Annotated in this window: 15 protein-coding genes; 8 read left to right on the forward strand and 7 right to left on the reverse strand. The window is 55.0% G+C overall.

Annotation, left to right across the window (positions count from 1 at the left end; genetic code table 11):
* Positions 1 to 36: 36 nt before the first annotated feature.
* From PGY33_RS08265 to dnaA, 7 genes are all read right to left on the reverse strand, one after another.
* Positions 37 to 1,059: a threonine aldolase family protein gene (locus PGY33_RS08265; RefSeq protein ID WP_118479714.1), complete on the reverse strand. Its 1,023-nt coding sequence runs from the start codon at positions 1,057 to 1,059 to the stop codon at positions 37 to 39.
* An 11-nt stretch (positions 1,060 to 1,070) separates the two neighbouring features.
* Positions 1,071 to 3,011: a DNA topoisomerase (ATP-hydrolyzing) subunit B gene (gene gyrB / locus PGY33_RS08270; protein ID WP_118360549.1), complete on the reverse strand. Its 1,941-nt coding sequence runs from the start codon at positions 3,009 to 3,011 to the stop codon at positions 1,071 to 1,073.
* A 154-nt stretch (positions 3,012 to 3,165) separates the two neighbouring features.
* Positions 3,166 to 3,426, reverse strand: coding sequence for an extracellular matrix regulator RemB (remB, locus tag PGY33_RS08275; protein ID WP_110435761.1), 261 nt, complete (start codon positions 3,424 to 3,426; stop codon positions 3,166 to 3,168).
* Positions 3,427 to 3,695: 269 nt separating this feature from the next.
* Positions 3,696 to 4,808, reverse strand: coding sequence for a DNA replication/repair protein RecF (gene recF, locus PGY33_RS08280; protein ID WP_118479716.1), 1,113 nt, complete (start codon positions 4,806 to 4,808; stop codon positions 3,696 to 3,698).
* Positions 4,809 to 4,884: 76 nt separating this feature from the next.
* Positions 4,885 to 5,091: a S4 domain-containing protein YaaA gene (gene yaaA, locus PGY33_RS08285; RefSeq protein WP_118360550.1), complete on the reverse strand. Its 207-nt coding sequence runs from the start codon at positions 5,089 to 5,091 to the stop codon at positions 4,885 to 4,887.
* Complete coding sequence (gene dnaN / locus PGY33_RS08290) at positions 5,084 to 6,193, reverse strand: DNA polymerase III subunit beta (RefSeq protein ID WP_118360551.1); 1,110 nt, start codon at positions 6,191 to 6,193, stop codon at positions 5,084 to 5,086. The genes yaaA and dnaN overlap by 8 nt, the downstream gene beginning before the upstream one ends.
* A gap of 426 nt (positions 6,194 to 6,619) precedes the next feature.
* Positions 6,620 to 7,897, reverse strand: a complete 1,278-nt coding sequence (gene dnaA / locus PGY33_RS08295) for a chromosomal replication initiator protein DnaA (protein WP_243022900.1) — start codon at positions 7,895 to 7,897, stop codon at positions 6,620 to 6,622.
* Between the two features lie 547 nt (positions 7,898 to 8,444).
* Between dnaA and rpmH the strand changes: the two genes are divergently transcribed.
* From rpmH to rsmG, 8 genes are all read left to right on the forward strand, one after another.
* On the forward strand, positions 8,445 to 8,579 hold the full coding sequence (rpmH, locus tag PGY33_RS08300; protein WP_110435757.1) for a 50S ribosomal protein L34: 135 nt from the start codon (positions 8,445 to 8,447) through the stop codon (positions 8,577 to 8,579).
* 300 nt (positions 8,580 to 8,879) lie between these two features.
* A complete protein-coding gene (gene rnpA, locus PGY33_RS08305; protein WP_110435756.1) occupies positions 8,880 to 9,224 on the forward strand; it encodes a ribonuclease P protein component in 345 nt (114 codons plus the stop codon).
* Entirely contained in the window at positions 9,221 to 9,433 is a 213-nt protein-coding gene (gene yidD, locus PGY33_RS08310; RefSeq protein WP_117491172.1) for a membrane protein insertion efficiency factor YidD, read from the forward strand. Before rnpA ends, yidD begins: the two co-directional genes overlap by 4 nt.
* A gap of 254 nt (positions 9,434 to 9,687) precedes the next feature.
* Entirely contained in the window at positions 9,688 to 10,695 is a 1,008-nt protein-coding gene (locus PGY33_RS08315; protein ID WP_158574658.1) for a YidC/Oxa1 family membrane protein insertase, read from the forward strand.
* Positions 10,696 to 10,698: 3 nt separating this feature from the next.
* On the forward strand, positions 10,699 to 11,739 hold the full coding sequence (gene jag / locus PGY33_RS08320) for an RNA-binding cell elongation regulator Jag/EloR (protein WP_270478172.1): 1,041 nt from the start codon (positions 10,699 to 10,701) through the stop codon (positions 11,737 to 11,739).
* 15 nt (positions 11,740 to 11,754) lie between these two features.
* A complete protein-coding gene (gene mnmE / locus PGY33_RS08325; protein WP_110435752.1) occupies positions 11,755 to 13,116 on the forward strand; it encodes a tRNA uridine-5-carboxymethylaminomethyl(34) synthesis GTPase MnmE in 1,362 nt (453 codons plus the stop codon).
* Positions 13,117 to 13,524: 408 nt separating this feature from the next.
* Positions 13,525 to 15,411, forward strand: coding sequence for a tRNA uridine-5-carboxymethylaminomethyl(34) synthesis enzyme MnmG (gene mnmG / locus PGY33_RS08330; protein WP_270478174.1), 1,887 nt, complete (start codon positions 13,525 to 13,527; stop codon positions 15,409 to 15,411).
* Entirely contained in the window at positions 15,408 to 16,112 is a 705-nt protein-coding gene (gene rsmG, locus PGY33_RS08335) for a 16S rRNA (guanine(527)-N(7))-methyltransferase RsmG (protein ID WP_118479724.1), read from the forward strand. Before mnmG ends, rsmG begins: the two co-directional genes overlap by 4 nt.
* The last annotated feature ends 182 nt before the right edge of the window (positions 16,113 to 16,294 follow it).

Below are 16,294 nucleotides of genomic sequence, written 5' to 3' on the forward strand. Positions count from 1 at the left end.
TCAGCTGTTTTAGTTATTCTCAGCTGAGTTTTACGCTTAGAGTATATTCAGAAGCTCGTCCACCTGCTCCTCGGTCGTCGCCCAGCTGGTCGCCAGACGGATGACCGTATGCTCCGCGTCATATTTCTCTATAAAGCTGTAAACTACCTTGGTTTTCAGTTCAGGCAGTCTGCTGTTTTCTACAATGATGAACTGCTGGTTGGTGGGGGACTCGATCGCAAAGCGATAGCCCTTTGCTTTGAGACCGTCCCGCAGCTTGATGGCGAGTTTGACCGCCGGTGCACAGATCTCCTCATACAGCCCGTCGGTGAACAGGGCATCGAACTGCAGCGCGTTCAGACGGCCCTTGGCGATCATTGCGCCGCGGCGCTTGACCATCGTGACGAACTGTTTCGGCATATTGCCGTGCGTGAACACAACCGCCTCGCCGCAGAGCGCGCCGCACTTGGTTCCGCCGATGTAGAACACATCAGTCAGCTTGGCAATGTCCTGCAGCGTCACATCGGTATCCGCCGTAAGGCCGTAGCCAAGGCGTGCACCGTCCAGAAACAGCGGCATGGAAAACTCTCTGCACACGGCAGAAATGCGCTCCAGCTCGTTTCTCGTGTAAAGCGTGCCGTATTCGGACGGATGTGAAATGTAAACCATGCCCGGAAATACCATGTGGTCGTGGCTTGCGTCCGCATAAAAGGTCTGAACATATTCACGGAGATCGTCCGCATCCAGCTTGCCGTTCTTATGCGGAACGGTCAGCACCTTGTGTCCGGTGGACTCGATGGCGCCGGCTTCATGCGTGTTCACATGACCGCAGGAGGACGCTACAACGCCCTCATACGGACGGAGCAGCGTATCAATGACGACCATGTTGGTCTGTGTGCCGCCGGTCAGAAAATACACCTGAGCGTCCGGGCAGTCCGCCGCTGCTTTAATCTTTTCTGCCGCCGAAGCGGTAAATTTATCGTTGCCGTAGCCGGAAACCGGCTCCATATTCGTCTGTGCCAGATGTTCTAAAACCTTGGGGTGTGCGCCATAACCGTAATCATTTTCAAAAAACAGCATAGTTTTCTCCCTTATACGTCCAAATTCATTACATATTTTGCATTTCGCTCGATAAATTCGCGTCTGGGTTCTACCTTTTCGCCCATCAGGAGTGCAAAGGTTTCATCGGCGGCTGCCGCGTCCTCCATCGTAACCTGAAGCAGCGTGCGGTGCTCCGGGTCCATGGTGGTCTCCCACAGCTGCTGCGGATCCATCTCGCCGAGGCCCTTGTAGCGCTGTACGCGCACATTGTCGCCCATTTCAGCGATGCAGTCGCGCTGCTGCTCCTCGGTGTAGGTGTAGCGGACATCCTTGCCCTTTTCGTTCTTGAACAGCGGCGGCTGTGCGATGAACACATGGCCGTGCTCGATCAGCGGGCGCATAAAGCGGAAGAAGAATGTCAGCAGCAGGGTGCGGATATGGCTGCCGTCCACATCGGCATCGGCCATCAGGATGATCTTGCCGTAACGCAGCTTTGCGAGGTCAAAATCATCACCGAAGCCCGCGCCGAACGCGGTAATCATCGGAGTCAGCTTGTCGTTGCCGTAAACACGGTCGAGACGCGCTTTTTCGACGTTCAGCATCTTGCCCCACAGCGGCAGGATCGCCTGATGACGGCGGTCGCGGCCTTCCTTGGCGGAGCCGCCTGCGGAATCACCCTCGACGATGTAGATTTCGGTGTAGGTCGGGTCCTTTTCAATGCAGTCCGCCAGCTTGCCCGGCAGGGAAGCCGAATCCAGTGCAGACTTGCGGCGGGTCATCTCGCGCGCCTTCTTTGCAGCCTCGCGGGCACGCGCGGCGGTCTGCGCCTTTTCAATAATGGTGCGGGCCACCTGCGGGTTCTCTTCGAAGAAGGTCATCAGCTTCTCGGAAACCATCGCGTCCACCAGCGCACGCATTTCGCTGTTGCCCAGCTTGGTCTTGGTCTGGCCCTCGAACTGCGCTTCCTGCAGCTTGACCGAGATAATCGCGGTCAGACCCTCACGCGCGTCCTCGCCCTTGAAGGACTCATCGTCCTTGAGCAGCTTGTATTTCTTGCCGTAATCGTTGAGTACACGGGTAAGAGCGGCCTTAAAGCCGGTCTCGTGCGTGCCGCCCTCGGTGGTGTTGATGTTGTTTGCAAAGGACAGCATCAGCTCGCTGTAGCTGTCGGTATACTGCATGGCAACCTCGGCCATCGAGGTATCGCGGCTGCCCTCCATGTAGATCACCTGATCGTGCAGCGGCGTCTTCGTGCGGTTGAGGTGCTCCACGAACTGACGGATACCGCCCTCGTAGTGCATGACCTCCTCGACCGGCTCATCGTCGCGCTCGTCGCGCAGCGTGATCTTGAGTCCGGCGTTCAGGAACGCCTGCTCGCGCAGACGCTTTTCGAGCACATCGTATTCGTAGACCGTAGTCTCGAAGATCTCCGGGTCCGCGTGGAAGCGGATGGTCGTGCCGGTTTCGCTCTCACACGGCGTATCGCGCATCTTGACGGTCGTTACACCGCGCTCAAAGCGCATGTAGTGCTTGGTATGGCCATCGCGGACCTCGGCCTCCAGCCAGTCGGACAGCGCGTTTACGACCGACGAACCAACGCCGTGCAGGCCGCCGGATACCTTGTAGCCGGAGCCATCGAACTTGCCGCCTGCGTGCAGGACGGTGAGTACAACCTCGAGCGTTGGGATGCCCATCTGCGGGTGAATACCGCAGGGAATACCACGGCCGTTATCGGCAACGCGGATGATATCGCCCTTTTCAATCGTAACTTCGATGTGCGTGCAGTAGCCTGCCAGCGCCTCGTCGATCGAGTTATCGACGATCTCATACACCAGATGGTGCAGACCGCGTGCCGAGGTAGAACCGATGTACATACCCGGGCGTTTGCGGACAGCCTCTAAGCCTTCGAGTACCTGAATCTGATTTTCATCATAGGTCTCGGTAACCTTCAGGTCGAGCACTTCGTCCTTGATTTCGATTTCTTCACTCATATCGTTAAATTTCCTTTCCAGAAATTGCGGGAACAAAATAATTGAGAATTGAAAATGGAAAATGCCGCTATCCTTGCGCGGTTATGCTTTTATTAAATCACAGCGCACCGCGCCGAACCTTCATTCTCCATTACCCATTCTCAATTTTCAATTATCAAACTGCGTAGCCCTTTTCCGCACGTCTTTGAATAGCCTGCGGAGAAAGCTGCGTCAGGTACAGGGTCTCACCGAGGGCGTTTTCGCACAGCACAGCCGCGCGCGGCAGATCGTCGTACAGCTCGATGATCCGTCCCTCGTCCTGCAGGCGTTCGAGCAGCAGGCGCGTGCGCTTGGATGCGGTCGCCGTGTCCATATCGAACACCGCAACTACGCTCTGCAAGGGCACAATGTAGTCCTGACCTAAATGTAAATACATTCTATTCCTCCGGAATAATTAGAAATTAGTAATGCGTAATTAAAGTCCTGCGGATTTTCTATCCGTTTCAACAATCGCGCGGTGCGCGACACCCCAATTCCTAATTACTAACTGGATTTAATTATACCACTTTTTTCACTAATTGTGTACCCTAAACCTAAGGAAAAACAAATATTTCTCTGTTTTTTTGAAAGAAAACAAGGGCACGGCAGGGAATTTCGAGGTGGTATCTGTTCCCGCCGTGCAATAGTTTGTAAAAATATGTGATTTTAGTGTGTTTCTGCGGATTTTTTGCCGTTTTGGATATGGAAAACCGCGCCTGCACGCAGCTTTTCCGAGATACCGTCCTCGCAGCAGGTGATCATGACCTGACCCGCCGATATGCGGTTGAGCACAAAGTCCTGACGACGGCGATCAAGCTCGCTGAGCACATCGTCGAGCAGCAGCACCGGATACTCGCCGTCCTCGTCAAAGAACAGCTCACGCTCGGCGATTTTAAGCGACAGTGTGCAGGTCCGCACCTGTCCCTGCGAGCCGAAGGAAGCGGCACTGCGGCCATCCAATAACAGCTCCAAGTCATCCTTATGCGGACCGGAAAGGCAGCTTTTAGCCGCAATCTCGGCGGTTTTATGGCTGAACACATGGTCGATAAGTTGCTTTTCGATTGTTCGAGCGTCTGCAAACGGGTCGGTGACGCTCGACACGGTCTTGTACACACCGGAGAGCACCTCGTGCGGCGCAATATCCGCATAGACGGCGGCCGCAGCCTTGAGCAGCTTACGGCAGTAGTACGCGCGGTAGCGGATAATCTGCGCGCCGATATGCGCCATGCGAAGCGAGAAATCCTCCCACATGGAGAGCAGGGAAGGCTTTTCTTCACTGTCGCGCAGAATGCGCGTTTTATGCTCGTGCAGACGGTTGTACTCCTCGAGATAGCGTGCGTAGTTGGGCCGCATCTGGCACAGCGCGGTATCGAGAAATCGGCGGCGAGCCGCCGCTCCGGCACGGACGAGCATCAGATCCTCCGGGCAGAACAGCACGGTTTTGAGCAGTCCCTGTGCGTCCGACTGGCGTTTCTGCCGCACACCGTTTTTGTAGATTTCCATCGCTTTGGTGCGGGAAAACCGCAGTTCAAGCGAGATATCGCGCTCCTGCGCGACAAAATCAGCGAAGATAAAGGCATGATTCTCTCCGAACCGCAGCCCCTCTTTTTTCTGGGCCGTGCGAAACAGCCGCATGGTCGAGCAGGCCGCTGCCGCTTCGAGCAGGTTGGTTTTGCCCTGTCCGTTTTCGCCGCAGATCAGGTTGACCGCCGGATCGAACGCAAACGATTCGTCCGCATAATTGCGGAAATTCTGCAGTTTTAACGACTTGATGTACATGGACTTCTCCGTATTGAACATTTTGTACGATAACGAACGCACAAAATCGCGTTTATTATCGTACACTGTGTTTATTTTATTTGATGCATACCTGCTCGCCGTCCAGCTCCACCGTGTCACCGGAACGCAGCTTTTTGCCGCGCATGGTGCAGATTTCGCCGTTTACCAGCACTTCGCCCTCGGCAATGCGGATCTTCGCTTCGCCGCCGGAGCTTACCAGGTTTGCAAATTTGAGCAGTGCATCAAGTTTGATGAATTCGGTTTCAATTTTAATTTCAGTCATTGGCTTTCAGTCTCACAGGCAGTACAAGATAGGTGTATTTATCGCCTTCCATCGGCGAAATGATCATCGGGTTGAGCGCTCCCTTGAGCTGCAGCTTCACCTGCTCATCGCCGGCTGCGCGCAGCGCCTCCAGAATGTAACGGTTGTTGAAGCCGATCTCAAGGTTCTCGATCGAGCCGTCAAACGGGCATTCGTCATAACTCTTGCCGATCGCGGTCACGCACGACATCTGCACATACGAGCCGTCAAAGTGGAAGCGAATCGGGTTTTTCAGCTTTTCCGACACGATCAGAGAGACACGCTCGATGCACTGGATCAGCTCCTGGCGATCCGCCGAAACCTCGTGCTCGAACTCCTTCGGAATGGCCGCACGGTAGTTGAGAAACTCGCCGTCGATCAGACGAGTAATGAGAGTCGTGCTGCCGATGCGAAACAAAATGTTCTTGGAATCCGGGAAAATCTCGACAATATCGTCATCATCGTCCAGAATTCGTTCGATCTCGCGCAGGGACGTGCCCGGCACAACAAACTTCATATCGCCGGGAACGCCCTCGACGGTCTCACGGCGTACAGACAGGCGGTAGCCGTCAACGGCCACGACGTTCAGGCGGCTGCCTTCGATTTCAAACAAGCAGCCGGTGTGGATGGGCTTGGATTCGTTATCCGAAACCGAGAAAATGGTCTGCGCGATCATGCTCTTGAGGATGGGCTGCGGCAGAGAGAGCCCCTTGTCGCTGGCCACATCAGCCAGAGCCGGATATTCGTCAGCCTCGCTGGCCATCAGGTTGAACACTGAACGGCCGCACTTGATGGTGGTCATCAGCTTGTCGTCGGTCTCAAGGTAGACCACGTCCTGCGGCAGCTTGCGAACGATGTCACAGAACAGGCGGGAATTCAGCACGATTCTGCCGGGCTCTACCACATCGACCTGCGCGGTCGTGCGGATGCCCATGGACAGATCGTAGCCGGTGATGGTCAGAGTGTCTGCATCGGCTGCCAGCAGCAGACCTTCGAGCAGCGGCATCGAGCTTTTGCCGGTTACTGCGCGGGAGGCGATGTTGAGCAGATTCAGCAGGGTTTCTTTTTCACAGGAAAACTTCATAGTTGCTCCTCTCAGAAATGGAAATAAAACAAAGAATCAATTTATGCAATGTCTGCATATTTATAAATACACACCGGCGAATACTGTGCGATTACACACACCTCTTAATGACTGTGTCCTCGACACACGAACAGCCTTCAGCAGGCATTGCCAGCGGCGAGAAAGATCACACAGAATAGAAGGATAGGATATAGTATTCGTAGTAGTACCTGGGGAAATTGGGGAAAACCCGAAAATCTTCAGGTATGGCGCGGGAAATGTCGTACACAGGAGGTTGTGGATGAAAAATAAACGATACACAGTGAAAATAACCCCGTTATTTATCCACAGAGTTATCCATGTGGAATCCACAGGTTGGTTGGGGATAATTAAACTGTGCATTTTTAGGCTGTGGAAAAGTTGTTTTGCACGAATGCACGGTAAAGATCAGCCGTCGCCGCGGATATTATTATGCAGCTTTTTGATGACGTCCTCGGTCTCACGGGAGTTCTTGCGCTCCTCCTCGATCTTGTTGCAGGCGTGCATGACGGTGGTATGGTCGCGCTTGAATATCTTTGCAATATCGGGGAAGGAGTATTCAAGCTCCTGCCGGATCATGTACATCGCCATCTGCCGCGGGTAGGCTACATCCTTGGAGCGATTCTGCGAGATCATCTGCTCGACCGGGATATAGAAGTAGTTCGCTACCGCTTCCATAATGCGCTCCGGTGTCGGATTGAGACCCGGATTCTCGGTGCGCAACGCGTCGATCGCGTTTTCTGCAAGCGAAACCGTGATGCGTTCGCCCATCAGCTCGTGCATGGCCTTGATCTTTTTGACCGCGCCTTCGAGCTGGCGGATATTTGCCTGGATATTCTCTGCAATGTAGTTGGATACGTCATCGGGCAGTTCAACGCCCATTTTGACCGCTTTATCGCGGATAATGGCGATTCTGGTCTCAAAATCAGGCGGCTGAATATCAGCCAGCAGACCCCATTCAAAACGGGTCTTCATGCGGTCCTCGAGTGTGTTGATTTCCTTCGGCGGACGGTCGGAAGTGAGCACGATCTGCTTTTTTGCCTCGTAAAGCGCGTTAAAGGTATGGAAAAATTCTTCCTGCGTGCGCTCCTTGCCGGCGATGAACTGCACGTCGTCCAGCAGCAGCAGGTCAACCATGCGGTACTTGTTGCGGAACGCCTGTACGTTGCCTTCCTGGATGGCGGTGATCAGCTCGTTGGTGAAATCCTCACCCTTTACATATATAATGCGGTATTCCGGATGGGTGCGACGAAGCACGTTTGCGATCGCATACATCAGATGCGTTTTGCCCAGACCCGAGTTGCCGTAGATGAAGAGCGGGTTGTTCTCTGCCGCCGGGCGCTGCGAAACCGCAAGGGCAGCCGCATGCGCGAATTTGTTGCTCGAACCAACGATAAAACGCTCAAATGTGTAGTCGTCATACGGAGAAGTGCTCGTGCTCGGCGCGGTGTATTCGCCGGTCACTACAACGACCGTGATCGGGTCGCCGGTTAGGTTGTGCAGCACCTCCTGTAAAGGAGCGATAAATTTGGACTCGATAAATTCTTTCTTAAAGGGCACCGGAGAGTGCAGCACCAGCCGATTATCCCCAAAGGAAACGACCGTTACGTCGTCAAACCAAGCGGAAATGGTGGAAGGAGGGAAGTCCAGCTGCTCGAGCGCCATCTCCAATATATTGTTTGCCATAGGGCGCCTCCTGTCGATAATGATTCTATTTTATAATAGCATATTTTATCCACAAGTTCAATGCGTCGATGTGGATAACTGTTCGGCGGCGTGTCGCGTGGCAGCATGATTTTGAACAGCCGAACCGGTTTATTTACTTCGCGGAATTTAAAAAAATCGGCGTTTTTTACGTCAAAATAATCGGAAATTAAAGCTGGTTGGGAAAAATGCACGGAGTTTTTTATGAAAACTGCGGAATTTCTGCAAAAATTCATCGAGAATAGACGGATTTTCCGCGAAAATCCGAAAATCCACAGATTGCTGAAAACCGAGATTCCGCAAGCCATTGAGCATATGTTTCTATTTATCCACAACATGTTGACAACCTGTGCAAACTGCTGAAATTCGTTCCGAGGGTTGGAAAAAATACTTGACAAAATCGAACCTATATAGGATAATAAATATCGTATCCTATTATGCAGACAGGCAGCGGCATATGCCCGCGTCTTGCGCCGGACCTATGCCGGTGCCCATCTGTAAATTTTAGAACAGGGAGGTGCACAAAGTTATGAAGAGAACGTTCCAGCCGAAGAAGCGTCAGCGCTCCAAGGAGCACGGCTTCCGTAAGCGTATGTCCACGTCCAACGGCCGCAAGGTACTTGCACGCCGTCGCGCTAAGGGTCGCGCTAAGCTGTCTGCTTAATGACAGCCTGTAAAGGGAGTATTCAGACTTCCCGAAAATTCGCGCCAGCGGCGCAAAAGAGTTCGTAACGAGCCGCATTCGTGCGGCTCGTTTTTTCGTTTACGGGCAACACCACTCCAGCCGTCGGTGGAGCGGTCATCCTATTTAGGGTGCAGTCCATGCAGCGAAAATACGGTATTCCGGTTCGGATTTTACTGACCGAAACGAACGAAACAGTAAAATCAGCTTTGCAAACCATCAGATGCAAAGAAAAAATACGTTTTTTTCGAGGGCATCAGGAAAAAACGGGAGCATCAGAAGATGAAAAAAACAGTATCCTTAAAGGAAAACCACGAATTCCGCCGATTGTATCATCGTGGTGTGTCCACGGCAGGAAAACACGTTGTGATCTACTGCCGCAGGAACAAGCTCGGCTACAACCGGCTGGGACTCACCGTCAGTGCCAAGCTGGCGTGTGCGGTGAAAAGAAACCGCATCAAGCGTTTGTTTCGTGAGGCGTACCGTCTCAACGAGGACAAATTTGCCGACGGCATCGACCTTGTGCTGGTCGCACGGGTACGGGCCGTAGGCGCAAGTTATCAGGAAATCGAAAAATCGCTGCTGCGCGCCTTGAAGGACAACAAGGTTGCGGCAGCTCGGACATGAAGCGGCTGCTGCTGGCGATGATCCGGTTTTATCGCCGGTATATTTCTCCAAACAAACCGCCCTGCTGCCGGTATATCCCGACCTGCTCGCAGTATGCGATCGAGGCCATCGAGAAATACGGTGCACTCAAGGGCGGCTGGCTGGCGTTTAAGCGCATCTGCCGCTGCAATCCTTTCTCTAAGAGAGGACCCTATGACCCGGTTCCTTAATTCGTCCGAAACCACGCTTTCGGACGAGGAGGACATACCACGTCAAACGCGGATATGTCCCGGGCGAAAATCTGCGCGTCGCTCTGCGGCACACAGATTTTCTTTCTTGTATAAATTCCGAGGCACATGTCCCCGGAATTTATGGAAATTCGGAGAATTTCCGATGAAATACCGCCTTACGGCGGTAAAGTGAGGATTTTGCTTTGCAAAATCCTTTTCACTGTGTCGTTTTACAATTTAACATGGAGGTTTTTATGACCCTGGATCAACTTTCTAACCTGATCAAAGATCCGAAGCTGTTCGGTATTTTGATCGTTCGACCGTTCGGCCTGCTCCTGCAGTGGCTGTACAGCATTGTACAGAACTACGGTCTTGCCGTTATCCTGTTCGCGCTGCTGGTAAAGCTGGTCTGCATCCCGCTGACCATCAAGAGCAAGAAGAGTATGCTCGCCATGAGCGCGATGAACGCCGAGCTCCAGCAGCTGCAGAAGAAGTACGCGAACAACCGTGTCAAGCTCAACGAGGAGATGCAGAAGCTGTATGAGAAGCACGGCGTCAGCCCGATGAGCGGCTGTCTGCCCAACCTCATCCCGCTGCCGATCATGATGGGTCTGTACTACGCGGTTCAGCAGCCGCTGCAGTACATCGTCGGCCTGAGCCGCGAGACAGTTATCGCATTGGCGCAGATGATCGGTCTGGATCAGCTTGCGGGCGCAAACTACACCGTTCAGATCCTGATCGCCGAGAAGCTGAACGCTTTCGTGGACGGAAGCGGCCATTTCTCGGATGCTGTTACCAACTGCCTGCAGAGCGGCGAGACCATTTTCCCGCTGGATTTCCACTTCTTTGGTCTGAATCTGGCTGATACACCGTCTATCTCTCATCCGAGCATTATCTGGATCATCCCGATCCTGTCTGGTCTGACCGCATTCCTGTCCTCTTACATCATGCAGAAGATGCAGGGCACGCAGAACTCTGCGGCAGCAGGTCAGATGAAGATGCTCAACTTTATGATGCCGCTGATGTCGCTGTACTTTGCGTTCATTCTTCCGGGTGCGATCGGCATCTACTGGATCTTCAACAACGTATTTACCTGCGTACAGGAGATCATCCTCACCAAGACGCTCCGCGGCAAGCAGGAGGCCAAGCAGGCTGCTGAGGCTGCCCGCATCGAGGCAGAGAAGCAGGCCAAGCGTGAAGCACACAAGGCTGCACAGAAGCAGCAGTCCCAGAACGCAAAGAACAAAAAGGGGGACAAGTAAATCATGCAGAAGTTTTTAGAGGCTACCGGTGAAAACCGTGACGCAGCAGTCGAGAATGCCCTCAAGCAGCTCGGTCTGGAGCGCGACGATGTATCGGTAGAGGTACTCGAGATTGGCAAAAAGGGCTTTCTGGGTATCGGCGCAACGCCGGCACGCGTGCGCGTAACCTACGAAGCACCGGACATTCCGGCGGCAAAGCCGGAGGTTAAGAAGGAGGAGCGCAAGCCCGCGCCCAAGACCGAACCCAAGCAGCAGGAGAAGCCTGTTGTCAAGGCAGAAAAGCCGGCTCCGAAGCAGGAGAAACCCGCAGAGAAGCCGCAGAAGCTGTCCATCACCACGGATGATAACACGCCGCGTCTGGTAAAGGCTGCTCCGGCAGACTTTGTACCGGAAAAGCTGGAGTTTGAGCGTCCGCCGCGCCGTGAGCGCAGCGACCGTCCGCGCCGTGACCGCAGCGACCGCAATGGCCGTGACCGCCGTCCGCGCCGCCCGCGTGAGGACCGTCCGATCACACCGTCCGTTCCCAAGGAGCGTGAGCTGATCCCGGTTTCCGAAGCAGGCATGCAGCAGGCGGAAAAGCTGGCTACCGATTTTGTAACCGGTCTGCTGGCAAAGATGGGCGTTGAGGGTCAGGTTAAGACCCTGCCGCAGGTAGAGTGCGACCAGCTTCGTCTGGAGATTTCCGGTCCGGATATGGGCCCGATCATCGGCCGCCGCGGCGACACGCTGGATGCCATCCAGTACCTCGGCTCTCTGGTGCTGAATAACGCACTGGATGAGCACGTTCGTCTGTCTGTCGATACCGAAAACTACCGCGAGAAGCGCGCGGAAAGCTTGGAGCGCCTGGCCCGCAAGATGGCGATGAAGGTCGTTAAGGCGCATCGCTCCATGACGCTCGAGCCGATGAACCCGTATGAGCGCCGCATTATCCATGCCGCGCTGCAGGAATTCAACGGTGTGACCACCTATTCGACCGGCACCGAGCCGGGTCGCCGCGTTGTTATTGCGCCGGATAACAGCTATCGCAACCGTGACCGCGGTTAAATCGGGGTATTCGTTATGAACGATACGATTGCCGCAATTTCCTCCTCCGGCGGACCGATCGGTTTGATCCGCGTGTCGGGTGAACGCGCAATCGAAGCGATAAATGCCGTTTTTCAGGCGAAGAACGGCAAGCCGCTTACGGAAGCACCCTCGCAGAAGCTGGTTTACGGCACGCTGACGGACAAGTCCGGCAATGTGATCGACTGCTGCTACGCTGTCGCGCTGCATGCACCGCACACCTATACGGGTGAAACGATGGCGGAGCTGCAGTGCCACGGCTCGACAGCCGTGCTGTGTGCCGGCCTAGACGCTCTGTTCGCGCAGGGCGTGCGGCAGGCAGAGGCAGGTGAGTTTACCCGCCGCGCCTTCTTAAACGGCAAAATGGGCCTTTCTGAGGCTGAAGCCGTGCATGATCTGATCACCGCGCGCACCGCAGAGGCGGCGCAGAATGCGGCGGCACAGGTCATGGGCGCGGTCGGCTCTCCCGTGCAGCAGATGCGCGATGAGCTGCTCGGCATGGTGGCGCATTTTCACGCGGTCGTGGATTTCCCGGACGAGGACATTGATCCGGTGCTGTTCGAGGACGCGGCGGCGCTGCTGCACCGCACGACAAGCCGTCTGTACAGCATGGCGGAAAGCTACGAGCGCGGCCGTATTCTTAGAGAAGGCGTACCGTGCGTCATCCTCGGCAGACCGAACGCAGGCAAGTCCACGCTGCTGAACACGCTGCTCGGTCGCGAGCGGGCGATCGTGACTGATATTCCGGGCACGACCCGCGATCTCATCGAGGAGAATGTCAAGGTCGGGCAGATTTTGCTGCGCGTGACCGATACGGCGGGTCTGCGCAACACGGACGATCCGGTGGAGCAGGCGGGCATTGACCGGGCGATGGCGGAGGCTTCGGCTTCCTCGCTCATCCTGGCTGTGTTCGACGGCTCCAAGCCCATCAGCGACGAGGATATGCTCGTGCTGGCACGCTCGGCAGGCCACCGCGCGATCGCGGTTGTCAACAAGGTCGATCTGCCGCAGCAGCTGGATGAAAAGCTGCTGAAAAAGCACTTCCTGCATATCGTGCCGCTTTCTGCGAAAACCGGTGACGGACTGGATAAGCTGCTCAATCTTATCCCGCGAACCGTGGGTCTGGGCGACGGTGCGTTTGACGGTGCGCTCATCACTAACGCAAGACAGGCGGCGGCGCTGGCGCGTGCTGCCGAACGCTGTGAAGCAGCGCTGTATGCGGCGCAGTCCGGTATGACGCCGGACGCGGTCGTGATGGACGCCGAGGGCGCGATTACCGCACTGGGCGAGATCACCGGCGAAACCGTGACCGATGCCGTTGTCACCCGCATTTTCAGCGACTTCTGCGTCGGAAAGTGATGCTGCTGCAGCTGTTATTAAGAGAAATTGCACTTAAAATTCAGAGAGGACGTTTGCAATCTGTGCAAACGTCCTCTTTTATTTTGTGCTGAAATCGTGTATGATATATACTGTATGTCTACCGGATGATTGCAGGATGATTAACGGATGATTGCGAGTGAAAAATAGAATAAAAACCACTTGTGCACAACTTCTATCCGGAGGTATACGAGATATAGTGGATAACCAGAAAAATTGCCCTATATTCGACTACTTATTGTAATAATAAAATGAAAATAAAACTGCGTGTATAAAAATGTGGTCAAAAACTCACAAGTTATCAACAGTATCCACAGAGTTATCAACAGTTACGCACAGGTTTCACACAACCGAAATCACAGGAATTTTTTGAAAGGGGAGAGAGCGCCAATGACGGTTTTTTCGGCAGAGAGCTTTGATGTAGCGGTGATCGGCGCCGGTCATGCCGGTATTGAGGCGGCGCTGGCTGCAGCACGTTTGGGTGCAAAAACAGCGTGTTTTTCGATCAATTTGGACGCCGTAGGCAATATGCCGTGCAATCCGGCGATCGGCGGCACAGCTAAGGGACACCTTGTACGCGAGATAGATGCGCTCGGCGGTGAGATGGCGCGTGCGGCTGACGCGGCCTGCATCCAGTACCGCATGCTCAACCGCGGCAAGGGACCGGCAGTGCACTCGCTGCGTGCACAGGCCGACCGCATTAAATACAGAGAGTATATGAAGCACACGCTTGAGCGGCAGGAAAATCTGTTTCTCATGCAGGACGAGATCGTGTCCGTTGAGGTGGAGAACGGTGCCGTTTCCGCGGTTGTTACCGCTATCGGTGCACGACATCCGGTCAAGGCGGCTGTCATTGCGTCCGGCACATTCCTCGGCGGACGTGTGATCATCGGCGAGTACACCCGTGAATCCGGTCCGGACGGCATGGCGGCAGCCAAGCCGCTCACCGAGTCGCTGCGCGGTCTGGGACTGCGGCTGCAGCGGTTTAAGACGGGTACGCCGCCGCGCATCAATCGCCGTTCTATCGACTATACCGATTTGGCAGAGCAGGCCGGTGAGGATGAGATCATCCCGTTTTCGTTTGAGACCGACCACCCGCCGGACAACCGCGCGGTGTGTTATCTGACCTACACAACCGCGAAAACACATGAAATCATCCGCGCAAATCTGAGCCGTTCGCCGCTGTACGGCGGCCAGATTGAGGGCGTGGGACCGCGCTATTGTCCGTCTATCGAGGACAAGGTGGTGCGCTTTGCGGATAAGCCGCGCCACCAGCTGTTCCTTGAGCCGATGGGTCTGGACACCGAGGAGGTCTATGTGCAGGGCTTCTCGTCGTCCATGCCGTTCGACGTGCAGCGCGAGATGCTGCGCTCGGTCAAGGGATTGGAGAACGCGGAGATTATGCGGCCGGCGTACGCCATCGAATATGACTGCATCGACCCGCTGGAGCTGCGGCCGACGCTCGAGACGAAAAAGGTGCCCGGACTGTACGGCGCAGGCCAGTTCTGCGGCTCGTCCGGTTATGAGGAGGCGGCGGCGCAGGGATTGGTTGCGGGCATCAACGCCGCGCTCAAAATCAAGGGGGAGGAGCCGCTTATACTCGACCGTGCGGACGGCTACATCGGTACGCTGATTGATGATCTGGTGACGCGCGGCACGAGCGAACCCTACCGCATGATGACCTCACGCTCGGAATACCGCCTGCTTCTGCGGCAGGATAACGCAGATGAACGTCTGGTGCCGATCGGTGTTCGAGTTGGCTTGAATTCGCCGGAACGCGGCGAAAAGGTGCGTAAAAAGTACGAAGCAGTGCAGGCAGAGATCGACCGCACAGCCTCGGTTGGCGTGGCGCCGAGCGATAAATTGAACGGCTTTCTTGCGGGTAAAAACTCTACACCGCTCAAGGCGGGCTGCAAGCTGATCGACCTGCTGCGCCGCCCGGAACTCAGCTATGCGGACCTTGCAATGTTCGATCCTGAGCGTCCGGAGCTGCCCGCTGTTATCCGTGAGCAGGTGGAAATCCGCGTCAAATACGCGGGTTATATCGAGCGCCAGATGCGTGATGTGGAGCAGTACCGTAAGCTGCAGAGCCGCCCGCTGCCGCTCGATCTGGACTACAACGAGGTGGACTCGCTGCGACTGGAGGCACGCCAGAAACTGAACGCCGTCAAGCCGCTGAATTTCGGTCAGGCGGTCCGTATTTCGGGCGTTTCACCGGCGGATATCACGGCACTGATGATCTACATCGAGACCCATAAAAAGGAGGAAAAGGCATGACCGAACGCGAGCTTTTGACCGCCGGTCTGCGCGAGCTGGGAGTCGCAGAGTGTCCGTCTGCAGCGGACAACTTACTGCGTTATTCCGAGATTCTGCGCGAGAAAAACAAGGTTATGAATCTGACTGCCATTACCGATCCGACCGAAATCGTGACCCGGCATTTCCTCGATTGCGCGGCACTTGCACCGTATATGCCGCAGAATGGACGCGTGCTCGATGTGGGAACGGGAGCCGGTTTTCCGGGCATGCCGCTGGCGATTCTGTGCCCGCAGACCGAGTTTGTGCTGCTCGATGCACTGCGCAAGCGCATTGATTTTCTAAATGAAGTCATTGCCGATCTGGGTCTGACCAACGTCACGGCGGTGCATGCCCGTGCGGAGGATTACGCCAGAGACAACCGCGGCACGTTTGATCTGGCGGTGTCGCGTGCGGTAGCCGATCTGCGCGTGCTGAGTGAACTGGCACTGCCGATGGTCAAGGTCGGCGGTGCGTTCCTCGCCATGAAGGCCGAGGACTGCACAGAGGAAGTTGAAACAGCGGCAAATGCCCGCACGGTTCTCGGTGCGCCGGACGCTGAAGTGCTGCACTACACTGTGCCGTTCGATGAGGTTTCCCGCGCCATCGTGCGCCTGCAGAAAACGCAGGAAACACCGGAAAAGTATCCGCGCCGCTTCAAGAAAATACAGACTTCGCCGCTGTAAATCAGGCGAGAAATATACGGAAAGTACCCCTCTGTACGGAAAATTACAGAGGGTATTTTTTGTCCGAAAATAGGGGAAAATATAGATATCAGGTAGAATTTGTCATGTTTTCGTCGGATTTTGCAGATTGCGCGGTCGATTTTACTTGTAAATATGTAATTATATGGTAATCTATTACCAAG

It is taken from the genome of Butyricicoccus sp. AF18-9LB, from assembly GCF_027684505.1.
Classification (GTDB): domain Bacteria; phylum Bacillota; class Clostridia; order Oscillospirales; family Butyricicoccaceae; genus Agathobaculum; species Agathobaculum butyriciproducens.